The sequence below is a fragment of the Streptomyces sp. NPDC086989 genome (assembly GCF_044745505.1).
Classification (GTDB): Bacteria; Actinomycetota; Actinomycetes; order Streptomycetales; family Streptomycetaceae; genus Streptomyces.
Genome location: NZ_JBIVAL010000011.1, coordinates 189454 through 202288 on the forward strand (window position 1 = coordinate 189454; position 12835 = coordinate 202288).

Genomic DNA, 12835 nt, shown 5'->3' on the forward strand with positions numbered 1-12835 from the left:
TTCTGACCAGAAGCTGCTCGACGCACTCCGGGCGTCCATGAAGGAAACCGCCCGGCTGCGGACGCAGAACCGCAACCTGTCGGCCGCCGCACGCGAGCCGATCGCCATCGTCGCCATGAGCTGCCGGTTCCCGGGCGGAGTCGACTCCCCCGAGAGCCTGTGGCAGCTCGTCGACGAGGGCCGCGACGGCGTCTCGGAGTTCCCCGTCAACCGCGGCTGGGACGTCGAGGGCCTCTACGACCCCGAGGGCGAGCGCCCGAACACCACGTACGTCAACAAGGGCGGGTTCCTGCACGACGCGGACCGCTTCGACCCGGCCCTGTTCTCGATCAGCCCCAACGAGGCGCTGATCATGGACCCCCAGCAGCGGCTGCTGCTGGAGGCGTCCTGGGAGGTCTTCGAGCGGGCCGGCATCGACCCTCACACCCTCAAGGGCAGCAAGACCGGCGTCTACTCCGGGATGATGTACCACGACTACGCGTACAACAGCGCGACGGGCTCCATCGCCTCGGGCCGCGTCTCGTACGCGTTCGGCTTCGAGGGCCCGTCCGTGACCCTGGACACGGCCTGCTCCTCGTCGCTCGTCGCGATGCACCTCGCGGCGCAGGCCCTGCGGGCGGGGGAGTGCACCCTCGCCCTGGCCGGCGGCGTCGCCGTCATGTCCACGCCCGAGGTGTTCGTCGAGTTCAGCCGCCAGCGCGGCCTCGCCAAGGACGGCCGCTGCAAGTCCTTCGCCGCCGCCACCGACGGCACCGGCTGGTCCGAGGGCGTCGGCGTCCTCCTGCTGGAACGCCTCTCCGACGCCCGCCGCAACGGCCACCAGGTGCTCGCCGTCATCCGCGGCAGCGCCGTCAACCAGGACGGCGCGTCCAACGGCCTCACCGCCCCCAACGGCCCCTCGCAGCGCCGCGTGATCCGCGCCGCCCTGGAGAACGCCGGCCTCACCACGGCCGACGTCGACGTGGTCGAGGCCCACGGCACCGGCACCACCCTCGGCGACCCCATCGAGGCCCAGGCCCTGCTGGCCACCTACGGGCAGGACCGCGACGCGGACAAGCCCCTGTGGCTCGGCTCCCTGAAGTCCAACCTCGGCCACACCCAGGCCGCGGCCGGCGTCGCCGGCGTCATCAAGATGGTGCAGGCGATCCACCACGGCGTCCTGCCCAAGACCCTCCACATCGACGAGCCCACCCCGCACGTCGACTGGACGGCCGGCAACGTCAAGCTGCTGACCGAGGCGGTCGCCTGGCCGGCGGGCGAGCGACCGCGCCGGGCCGGCGTCTCCTCCTTCGGCCTCAGCGGCACCAACGCCCACGTGATCGTCGAGGAGGCGCCCGCGCCCGCGGAGACCACGACGGCCGAAGAGGACACCGCTCCCGAGGACACCGCCCCCGGGTTCGTGCCGGGCCTGGTGCCCTGGGCGCTGACCGGGCGGACGGTGCAGGCGCTGCGCGCCCAGGCGGCCCGTCTGGTCACGCATCTGGAGAGCCTGGACGAGGCGGACCTGGCGGTCACGGGGCGGGCGCTGGCCACGCGGCGCGCCCGGCTGAACGAGCGGGCCGTCGTCCTCGGTGAGACCCGTGAGGAGCTCCTCGCGGGCCTGACCGCACTCGCCGAGGGCGCCACCGCGCCGGGCGTGGTGCAGGGCCAGGTGCGGGAGGGCAAGTCGGCTTTCCTGTTCACGGGTCAGGGCGCGCAGCGTCTGGGCATGGGCCGTGAACTGCACGCGGCGTTCCCGGTGTTCGCGGACGCTCTGGACGCGGTGGTCGCTGCTCTGGACGTGCACCTGGACAGGCCGTTGTACGAGGTGATGTGGGGTGAGTCCGCCGGGGACGAGGCGCTGCTGAACAGCACCGCCTATACGCAGCCCGCCCTGTTCGCCATCGAGACGGCGCTGTTCCGGCTCGTCGAGTCCTGGGGCGTTCGGCCGGACTTCCTGGCCGGTCACTCCATCGGCGAGATCACCGCGGCCCACGTGGCCGGGGTGCTGTCGCTGGAGGACGCGGCCCGTCTGGTGGCCGCCCGCGGCCGCCTGATGCAGGCGCTGCCCGCCGGCGGTGCGATGGCCGCCATTGAGGCGACGGAGGAGGAGATCCTCCCGCACCTGAGCGACACGGTCGGGATCGCGGCGATCAACAGCCCGCGCTCCATCGTCGTCTCCGGTACCGAGGACGCGGTCGAGGCGATCACGGCCGCGTTCACCGAGCAGGGCCGTAAGACGACCCGGCTGCGGGTCTCGCACGCCTTCCACTCACCGCTCATGGACCCGGCGCTCGCCGAGTTCCGGGCCGTCGCCGAATCCGTGACCTACGCCCCCGCGCAGATCCCCGTCGTCTCGGGCGTGCACGGCGAGCTCAGCGAGGACTGGGGCACCCCGGACTACTGGACCCGCCACCTGCGCGAAGCCGTCCGCTTCTCCGACACCGTCCAGTACCTCCAGGGCCGCGGTGTCGAGACGTACGTCGAGCTCGGCCCCGACGCGATCCTGACCGCGCTGGCGAGCGCGACCGCCGGCGACGTCGAGGGCACCGCCTTCGTCTCCTCGCTGCGCCGGCAGCGGCCGGAGGCACGCGAGCTGCTCGCCGCCGTCGGCCGGATCCACAACCAGGGCGTCGCCGTCGACTGGGCCGCCTACTTCGGCGCCACCGAGGACCGCTGGGCCGATCTGCCGACGTACGCCTTCCAGCAGCAGCGGTACTGGCTGGAGGCCACGACCGGCGAGGGCGCCGGGCTCGGTGCCGCGGGCCTGGAGACGGTCGGACACCCGCTGCTGAGCGCCGCGATCGCCTCCGCCGACTCCGGCGAGGTCGTCCTGACCGGGCGCCTGTCGGTCGACACCCAGCCCTGGCTGGCCGACCACGACGTCCTCGGCAGCATCCTCTTCCCGGGCACCGGCTTCGTCGAGCTCGCCGTCCGCGCCGGAGACCAGGCCGGCTGCGACACCATCGAGGAACTCACTCTGCACGCCCCGCTGATCCTGCCCGAGCGCGGCGGAGCAGCGGTGCAGGTCTGGCTCGGCGCTCCCGACGCAACCGGACGCCGCACGGTCAGCATCCACTCGCGCGACGAGAACGCCGTCGAGCCCGTCTGGACCCGGCACGCGGAAGGCACCCTGGTCAACGGCTCGGCGGTGCCGGGCGATGCCGGTCTGACCGAGTGGCCGCCGCCGGGGGCCACCCCGACGACGGTGGACGGGGCGTACGAGCTGCTGCTGGAGCGCGGCTACCACTACGGGCCCGTGTTCCAGGGCCTCAAGGCGGCGTGGACGTCCGGCGAGTCGCTGTACGCGGAGGTCTCCCTCCCCGAGCAGGCGCACGCCGACGCCGCCCAGTACGGGCTGCACCCGGCCCTCCTCGACGCCGCCATGCACGTGGCGCTGATCGACGACGGCTCCAGCACCGACGAGTCCACGGTCCTGCCGTTCTCCTGGAACGACGTCACCCTGCACGCGGGCGGCGCCCCGGCCCTGCGCGTGTGCATCGCCCCCTCCGGCCCCAACACCGTCACCGTGACGGTCGCCGACGCCGAGGGGCAGCCGGTGCTGACGGTGGGCTCGCTGGTGTCGCGCCCGGTGTCGCAGGAGCAGCTGGGCGGGGCGCGTCCGGAGTCGCTGTTCGAGATCGCCTGGCGTCCGCTGCCGGCCTCGGCCGTGGCCTCGGCCGAGGCCGTTGCGGAGCAGCACGTGTGGGGTGCGCTGCCGGAGGGTGAGCTGTCGGGTGCGGTGGTGTTCCACGTCCCGGCCACCGACGGTTCGCTGCCCGAGGCGGTGCGTTCCGCGGCGGCGCAGACGCTGGCCGTGGTCCAGGAGTGGCTGGCCGATGAGCGGTTCGCGGAGACCACGCTGATCGTCGCGACCCGTGACGCGGTGGTGGTGGACGCGGCCGAGGGGATCGATCTGGCGCAGGCACCGGTGTGGGGTCTGGTGCGTGCGGCGCAGGCGGAGAACCCGGGTCGCATCCAGCTCACCGATCTCACCGCGAGCACGGACGACCTCGCCGCCGTCATCGCCTCCGGCGAGCCGGAGAGCGCGGTCCGCCCCGACGGCCTGCGCATCCCGCGCCTGACGGCCGTGCCGGCGCCGGTGTCGGAGCAGGGGCCGATCGCCCTCGATCCGGCGGGCACGGTCCTGATCACGGGCGGCACCGGCGGTATCGGTGCGCACCTGGCGCGGCACCTGGTGACGGTGCACGGTGCCCGTCATCTGGTCCTGACCAGTCGTCGCGGCCCCGAAGCGGAAGGCGCCGGCGAACTGGCGGCCGAGCTCAGGGAACTGGGCGCCGAGGTCACGATCACGGCGTGCGACGTGGCCGACCCGGCCAACATCACCACGCTGCTGGCGTCGATCCCGTCCGAGCACCCGCTGACCGGCATCGTCCACGCCGCGGGCACCGGCGACAACGGTCTCGTCGCCACGATGGACGCCGGGCGCCTGGACCGGGTCCTGGCCCCCAAGGCCGACGCCGCCTGGCACCTGCACGAGCAGACCCGCCACCTCGACCTGCCCCTGTTCGCCCTCATCTCCTCCGCCGGCGGACTCACCCTCGCCGCCGGGCAGGCGAACTACGCGGCCGCCAACACCTTCCTCGACGCCCTCGCCACCCACCGGCACGCGCAGGGCCTCGCCGCCCAGTCCCTGGCCTACGGCCTGTGGGCGAGCACGGGGATGGGCCAGTACATCACCGACACCGACGTGAAGCGCATGGAGCGCCAGGGCCTGCCGCCGCTCCAGCCGGAGGAGGCCCTCGCCCTCTTCGACGCCGCGTACGCCTCCGGCCGGCCCGCCACCGTCCCGCTGCACGTCGACCGCACCGCCCTGGCCGCCCGTACCGACGAGCTGCCCGCGCTCCTGCGCTCCGCCACCCCCGCCCCGCAGCGCCGCAACGTCCGCGCGAGCGCCAGCAGTGCGGGAGCCGGGGCCGCGAACGAGCTCGCGGCCCGCCTCGCCGGGAAGACCGAGGAGGAACGCGACAACGCCCTCCTCGATCTGGCCCGGGCCCACGTGGCCGCCGTACTGGGCCACGAGTCGGCCGACGCCATCGCACCCGACCGCGCCTTCCAGGAGCTGGGCTTCGACTCCCTCAGCGCCGTCGACCTGCGCAACCAGCTCAAGGCCGCCACCGGGCTCCGGCTGCCCGCCACCCTGGTCTTCGACTACCCGAACGCCCGCGCCGTCGCCAAGTACATCGGCGAGTCCCTGGGCGGAGCGGCGCAGAGCGCCACCCCCCGTCCGGCGGCCGGCACCGCCCGCGCCCAGGCGGACGACGACCAGATCGCGATCGTCGCGATGAGCTGCCGTCTCCCCGGCGGGGTCACCTCCCCCGAGGACCTGTGGCAGCTCGTCGTGGAGGGCCGGGACGCCGTCTCCGGCTTCCCCCTCGACCGCGGCTGGGACGTCGAGAACATCTACGACCCGGAGCCCGGCGTGCCGGGGAAGACGTACTCCAACGAAGGCGGCTTCCTCTACCGGGCGGGCGACTTCGACCCGCACTTCTTCGGGATCAGCCCCAACGAGGCGCTGATCATGGATCCCCAGCAGCGGCAGCTCCTGGAGGTCTCGTGGGAGGCCATCGAGCGGGCCGGCATCAACCCGCACACCCTCAAGGGCAGCAAGACCGGCGTCTTCGCGGGCGTCATGTACCACGACTACGGGCAGGGCACCGAGGCCGCGGCCACCACCGGCGGCAGCCTGATCTCGGGCCGCGTCTCGTACACCCTGGGCCTCGAAGGCCCGTCCATGACCGTGGACACGGCCTGCTCGTCCTCCCTGGTCTCGCTGCACCTGGCGACCCAGTCGCTGCGCTCCGGCGAATGCTCCATGGCGCTGGTCGGCGGTGTCGCGGTGATGGCGAGCCCCGACATGTTCGTCGAGTTCAGCCGTCAGCGCGGCCTCGCCGCCGACGGCCGCTGCAAGTCCTTCGCGGGCGCCGCCGACGGCGCCGCCTGGTCGGAGGGCGTCGGCGTCCTCGTCATCGAGCGCCTCTCCGACGCCCGCCGCAACGGCCACCCCGTGCTCGCGGTGATCCGGAGCTCCGCCGTCAACCAGGACGGCGCGTCGAACGGCATGACCGCACCCAACGGCCCCTCCCAGCAGCGCGTGATCCAGAGCGCCCTGGAGAAGGCCGGCCTGACCACGGCGGATGTCGACGTGGTCGAGGCGCACGGTACGGGCACCAAGCTCGGCGACCCGATCGAGGCACAGGCCGTCCTCGCCACGTACGGGCAGGGCCGCGACGAGGACAAGCCGCTGTGGCTCGGCTCCCTGAAGTCGAACATCGCGCACACCCAGGCCGCGGCCGGTGTCGCCGCCGTCATCAAGATGGTGCAGGCCCTGCGTCACGGCCTGATGCCGAAGACCCTGCACGTGGACGAGCCCACCCCGCACGTCGACTGGTCCGAGGGCAACGTCAAGCTGCTCACCGAGGCCGTCGAGTGGCCGGCGGGCGACCGTCTGCGCCGCGCGGGCATCTCCTCCTTCGGCCTCAGCGGTACGAACGCCCACGTCATCCTGGAAGAGGCCCCGGCGGCCCCCGCGGCCCCCGTGGTGGGTACGGACGAGACCCCGCGCGAGCCGGCGGCAGTACCGGTGGTGCTGTCGGCCCGTTCCCCCGAGGCCCTGGCCGCCCAGGCGGAGCGCCTGCGTGCGCACGTCGGCGACCACGAGGACCTCTCGCTGACCGACCTCGCCTTCTCGACCGCGACCTCGCGCACTGCGCACGAGCACCGGGCCGCCGTGGTCGCCGAAACCCGTGAGGAGCTCCTCGCCGGGCTGGCGGCGCTGGCCGAAGGCTCGGCGGCGGGTGTGGTGCAGGGCCAGGTGCGGGAGGGCCGCTCGGCTTTCCTGTTCACGGGTCAGGGTGCGCAGCGCCCGGGCATGGGCCGTGAACTGCACGCCGCATACCCGGTGTTCGCGGACGCTCTGGATGCGGTGGTCGCTGCCCTGGACGTGCACCTCGACACCCCGTTGTACGAGGTGATGTGGGGTGAGTCCGCCGAGGACGAGGCGCTGCTGAACAGCACCGCCTACACCCAGCCCGCCCTCTTCGCGATCGAGACGGCTCTGTTCCGGCTCGTCGAGTCGTGGGGTGTGCGGCCGGACTTCCTGGCCGGTCACTCGATCGGTGAGATCACCGCGGCTCATGTGGCGGGGGTGTTGTCGCTGGAGGACGCTGCCCGTCTGGTGGCCGCCCGTGGCCGCCTGATGCAGGCGCTGCCCGCCGGCGGCGCGATGGCCGCCATTGAGGCGACGGAGGAGGAGATCCTCCCGCACCTGAGCGACACGGTCGGCATCGCGGCGATCAACAGCCCCCGTTCGATCGTGGTCTCGGGTACCGAGGACGCCGTCAACGCCATCCAGGCGCAGTTCACCGAGCAGGGCCGCAAGACGACCCGGCTGCGCGTCTCGCACGCCTTCCACTCACCGCTCATGGACCCGGTCCTGGCCGAGTTCCGGGCCGTCGCCGAGTCGGTGACGTACCAGCAGCCGAAGGTGCCCGTCGTCTCGGGCGTGCACGGCGAGATCAGCGAGGACTGGGGCACCCCGGAGTACTGGACGCGCCACCTGCGCGAAGCCGTCCGCTTCTCCGACACCGTCCAGCACCTCGCCGCCAAGGGCGTCACCCGCTTCCTGGAGCTCGGCCCGGACGCCGTCCTGACCGCACTCACTCAGGTCTCCCTCGACGGGCAGAACGTGCTGGTCGAACCCGTCCTGCGCAGGAACCGCCCCGAGACCCGGAGCCTCCTGACCGCCGTGGTTCACCTGCACACCACGGGCGCGCGCATCGACTGGACGGCTTTCTACGCCGGCACCGGCGCGCAGCGCGTCGACCTGCCGACGTACGCCTTCCAGCACGAGCGGTTCTGGCTGGAGGCCACCCCGGCCACCGACGTCGCCCACCACGGCCAGACCTCGGTCGGTCACCCGCTGCTCAGCGCGGCCATCACCCTGGCCGGCTCCGACGAGGCCGTCCTGACCGGCCGCATCGCGGCCGCCACGCACGCCTGGATCGGCGACCACGACGTCCTCGGCAGTGTGCTGCTGCCGGGAACCGGATTCGTCGAGCTGGCGCTCCGGGCCGGCGACCAGGTCGGCTGCCCCGTCCTGGAGGAACTCACCCTCCAGGCGCCTCTCGTCCTGCCCCGGCACGGCGGCGTCGCCCTCCAGGTGTCCGTCGGGGCAGCCGACGGCACCGGCCGCCGGACCGTACGGGTCCACTCGCGCCACGAGGACGCCCCGGCGGACACGCCCTGGCTGCTGCACGCCGACGGTCTCCTCGGCACCCGCGCGGCCGCCGCGGGCACGGACCTCACCGTGTGGCCGCCCACCGGCGCCACCGCGGTGGACGTGAGCGACACGTACGAACTGCTCCAGGGCCGCGGCTACCACTACGGGCCGGTGTTCCAGGGCCTCACGGCCGCGTGGACGGCCGGCGAGGACATCTTCGCCGAGATCGAACTGGCCGAGCAGGCGCACGGCGACGCCGAGGGCTTCGGCGTCCACCCGGCGCTCCTCGACGCCACGATGCACGCACTGGGCATCGGGGGGTCCGGTTCCGACGACGAGTCCGGGGAGGGCGCACAGCCGCTGCTGCCCTTCTTCTGGGAGGACGTCTCGCTGTACGCGGTCGGTGCCACGGCACTGCGCGTACGGATCTCCTGGACCTCCGAGAACACCATGTCCCTGGACGCGGCCGATGCGACCGGTGCGCCGGTGCTGTCGGTCAAGAGCCTGACGTTCCGCCCGGTGTCGCAGGAGCAGCTGGGCGGGGCGCGTCCGGAGTCGCTGTTCGAGATCGCCTGGCGTCCGTCGGCGGCGCCCGCCGATGTGGTGGCCGAGCAGCACGTGTGGGGTGAGCTGCCCGAGGGCGAGCTCACCGGTGCCGTCGTCTTCCACGTCCCGGAGGGCGAGGGTCCGCTGCCGCAGGCGGTGCGTTCCACGAGTGCACGGACGCTGGCGGTGGTTCAGGAGTGGCTGGCGCAGGAGCGGTTCGCGGAGACGACCCTCGTGGTCGCGACGCGTGGTGCGGTGGTCGTGGACGCGTCCTCCGATGCCGTCGACCTCGCCCAGGCCCCGGTGTGGGGTCTCGTACGGGCCGCCCAGGCGGAGAACCCGGGCCGCATCCAGCTCACCGACCTCACCGGGACCGACGACGGCCTGGCGGCCGTCATCGCCTCGGGCGAGCCGGAGAGCGCGGTCCGCGCCGAGGGCGTCCGCATCCCGCGCCTCGCCCCGGTCACCGCGACCCTCGAGGCCCCCGTGGTCCTCGACCCCGAGGGCACGGTCCTGATCACGGGTGGCACCGGCGGTATCGGCGCCCACCTGGCCCGGCACCTGGTGACCGGGCACGGCGCCCGCCACCTGGTCCTGACCTCGCGGCGCGGTGCGGATGCGGAGGGCGCGGTCGAACTGGCCGAGGAGCTCTCCGCGCTGGGCGCCCAGGTCACGATCACGGCGTGCGACGTGGCCGACCCGGCCAACATCACCACGCTGCTGGCCTCGATCCCGGCCGAGCACCCGCTGACCGGCATCGTCCACGCCGCCGGCACCGGCGACAACGGCCTCATCGCCACCATGGACGCCGAGCGCCTCGACCACGTCCTGGCCCCCAAGGCGGACGCCGCCTGGCACCTGCACGAGCAGACCCGGCACCTGGACCTGCCCCTGTTCGCCCTCATCTCCTCAGCAGGCGGCCTCACCATGGCGGCCGGACAGGCCAACTACGCCGCCGCCAACACCTTCCTCGACGCCCTCGCGACGTACCGGCACGCGCTCGGTCTGGCCGCCCAGTCCCTGGCCTACGGCCTCTGGGCCCGCACCGGCCTCGGACAGTACGTCTCGGACACCGACGTGAAGCGCATGGAGCGCCAGGGCCTGCCGCCGCTCCAGCCGGAGGAGGCCCTCGCCCTCTTCGACGCGGCGGTCTCCTCCGGCCGGCCCGCCACCGTCCCGCTGCACGTCAACCGCACCGCCCTCCAGGCGCGCGCCGACCGGCTGCCCGCCCTCCTGCGGCCCGCCACCCCCGGCACCCAGCGCCGCACCGCCGGAGCCAAGGGCGTCGCGACGGAGCTGATCTGGCTCCGCATCGGCCAGGCACCGGAGGAGGAGCAGGAGGCCGCGCTGCGCGAGCTCGTCCAGAAGCGCGCCGCGCACCTCCTGGGCCACAGCAGCCCCACCGCCATCGACGTCGAGCGGGGCTTCCTGGAGAGCGGATTCGACTCGCTCAGCGCGATGGAGCTGCGCAACGCCCTCATGCAGGACACCGGGCTGCGGTTGTCCCCGATGGTGGTGTTCGACAGCCACAGCCCGGCGCAGCTGGCCAAGGTACTGCTGGCCGAGTACGCCGAGCAGGGTCCCGGTACGAGGGCCACCGAGGCCACCGCCTCCGGCTCCGCCGCCGCGTCACCGGACTCCGCTCCCGCCGCCCGGCCGGCCCGGGGCGCGGGGGAGACGCTGCGCGACCTGTTCCACGGGGCGGTGGTCTCCGGCCACGCGGACAAGGGCTTCGACCTGCTGCGCGCGGCGGCCGCGGTCCGGCCGTCCTTCGAGACGGCGGCCGAGCTGGAGCGCGTACCGGCCGCGGCGCGGCTCGCCGACGGTGCGGAAGGCCCGCACCTGATCTTCGTCAACACGCCGATGGCGACCGGCGGGGCGTACCAGCACGCACGCCTCGTCTCCCACCTCCAGGGCAAGCGGAAGGTCTCCGCGCTGCCCGTCCTCGGCTTCGACGCGAGCGAGAGCCTCCCGGCCACCCCGCAGGCGGCGGTCGAGGGCCTGGCCCGCACCGTCCTGGAGGCCGCCGGCGGGGAGCCGTTCGTCCTGATCGGCTACTCCTCGGGCGGCACCCTCGCCTACGCCACCGCCGGGCACCTGGAGCGCGCGTACGGCATCCGCCCGCACGGCGTGGTCCTGCTCGACACCTACAACGTCCACGACGGAGAGAGCGAGGGCGTCCCGATGGACGGCCTGGCGCTCGGCATGTTCGACAAGGAAGCGGCCTTCGGGGAGTTCGACACCACCCGGCTCTCGGCCATGGGCCGCTGGGTGGAACTCGTACCGAACCTGCCCCTCGACTCCGTCGCGGCGCCCGTCCTGTTCGTCCAGTGCACCCAGTCGTTCGTACCGGACGGTGACGACCCCTCGCCCGAGCTCACCCAGGGCAAGGCCGAGCCCTGGGACCCCGCCCACACGCTGCGCCCCGTCGCCGCGAACCACTTCACCATCGTCGAGGAGCGCGCGGACGACACCGCCCGCGTGCTGGAGGACTGGCTCGCCTCCGGCATCGCCGACGCTCCCGACGCAGCACAGACCGCCGACCAGACCCAGAAAGCGATGTGAGACGACGGTGGCACTCAAACCCAAAGGCACCGTGCCCTTCGGCCCGTACGAAACCTGGTACCAGGTCACCGGCGACCTCCGGTCCGGGCAGCCCGCGCTCGTCGTCGTCCACGGCGGGCCCGGCAGCACCCACGACTACCTCAAGAACCTGACGCAGCTGGCGGAGCACACCGGCCCGGTCGTCCTGTACGACCAGCTGGGCAACGGCGGCTCCACCCACCTGCCCGACAAGGGGCCCGACTTCTGGACCCCGGAACTGTTCGCCGACGAGCTCGACAACCTGCTGAAGCAGCTCGGCATAGCCGACGACTACGTCCTGTTCGGGCAGTCCTGGGGCGGTCTCCTCGTCACCAAGTTCGCGGCCGCCCGCCCGGCCGGCCTGCGCGGCCTCGTCATCGCCAACGCCCCCGCCTCCTACCCGCTGTGGCTGCAGGAGGCGGAGCGGCTGCGCGCCGACCTGCCGCCCGGCGTCAACGAGACGCTGCTGCGCCACGAGGCCGCGGGCACCACGGACAGCGACGAGTACCACAACGCGATGCGCCCCTTCTACGAGAAGCACGTGTGCCGCCTCAAGCCGTGGCCGCGGGACTACCTGGCCTCGTTCTACGAGGTCTACAACGACCCGACGGTGTACTACGCCATGAACGGCCCCAGCGAGTTCCACGTCAACGGCACCCTCAAGGACTGGTCGGTCATCGACTACTGCCCGCAGGTGGCGGTGCCGACCCTGCTGATCTCCGGTCGTCACGACGAGGCGACCCCGGCGACGGTCCAGCCGTTCCAGGACCTGATCCCCGACGTCCGGTGGGAGATCTTCGAGGAGTCCAGCCACCTCCCGCACCTGGAGGAGCCTGAGCTCTTCCAGCGGGTGATGAAGGAGTTCCTGGGCTCGCTGGCGGGCGCGAAGCAGAAGGAGACGGTGGGCCATGGAGGCAACTGACCGTACGGGCAGCGCCCTGGTCTTTCCCGGCATGGGCCCCGTCCCGTTCGCCGAGGTCGCCAAGTTCATGCTGGTCAACCCGTTCGCCCGCGCCCTGTTCGCGGAAGCCGACGAGGTGCTCGGGTACTCGCTCTTCGAGCGGTTCAAGCAGGCCGACGGCGACTACTCGGACCACGCCCAGGTGGCGTTCCTCGTGAACTGCCTCGCCCTCGCCCGGTGGGTGGAGCACGAGTTCGACGCTCAGCCGGCCTTCTGCACCGGCCTGAGCTTCGGCGAGAAGGCCGCCGCCGTGCACTCCGGGGCGCTGTCCTTCGCCGACGGGATCCGCTTCACCGCCCGCTTCGCCCACACCCTCGACGCGTACTTCGCCGAGGAGCACCCGGAGGAGGTCGCCACCCAGTCCTTCGCCCGGACGCCGCGCGCCCTGCTGGACGAGGTGCGGGCCGAGCTGACCGAGCAGGGCGAGTGGCACGACGTCACCTGCGTCGTGGACGAGGACTTCGCGATGCTCACCCTGCGCAAGTCCCGGCTGGAGTGGCTCCAGCAGCGGCTGCGGGCGGCGT

At 73.1% G+C, this 12835-nt stretch carries 2 protein-coding genes and 1 pseudogene; all 3 read left to right on the forward strand.

Annotated features, from left to right (window positions below; genetic code table 11):
• Positions 1-13 precede the first annotated feature (13 nt).
• Entirely contained in the window at positions 14-11332 is an 11319-nt protein-coding gene (locus tag ACIPK4_RS26375) for an SDR family NAD(P)-dependent oxidoreductase (protein ID WP_402316879.1), read from the forward strand.
• A gap of 7 nt (positions 11333-11339) precedes the next feature.
• The gene (locus ACIPK4_RS26380; RefSeq protein ID WP_402316596.1) at positions 11340-12272 is read left to right on the forward strand and encodes a proline iminopeptidase-family hydrolase; all 933 of its coding nucleotides are present in this window, start codon (positions 11340-11342) and stop codon (positions 12270-12272) included.
• Positions 12259-12835: pseudogene (locus ACIPK4_RS26385) on the forward strand (ACP S-malonyltransferase); the annotation flags it as partial. The gene ACIPK4_RS26380 and the pseudogene ACIPK4_RS26385, both read left to right, overlap by 14 nt.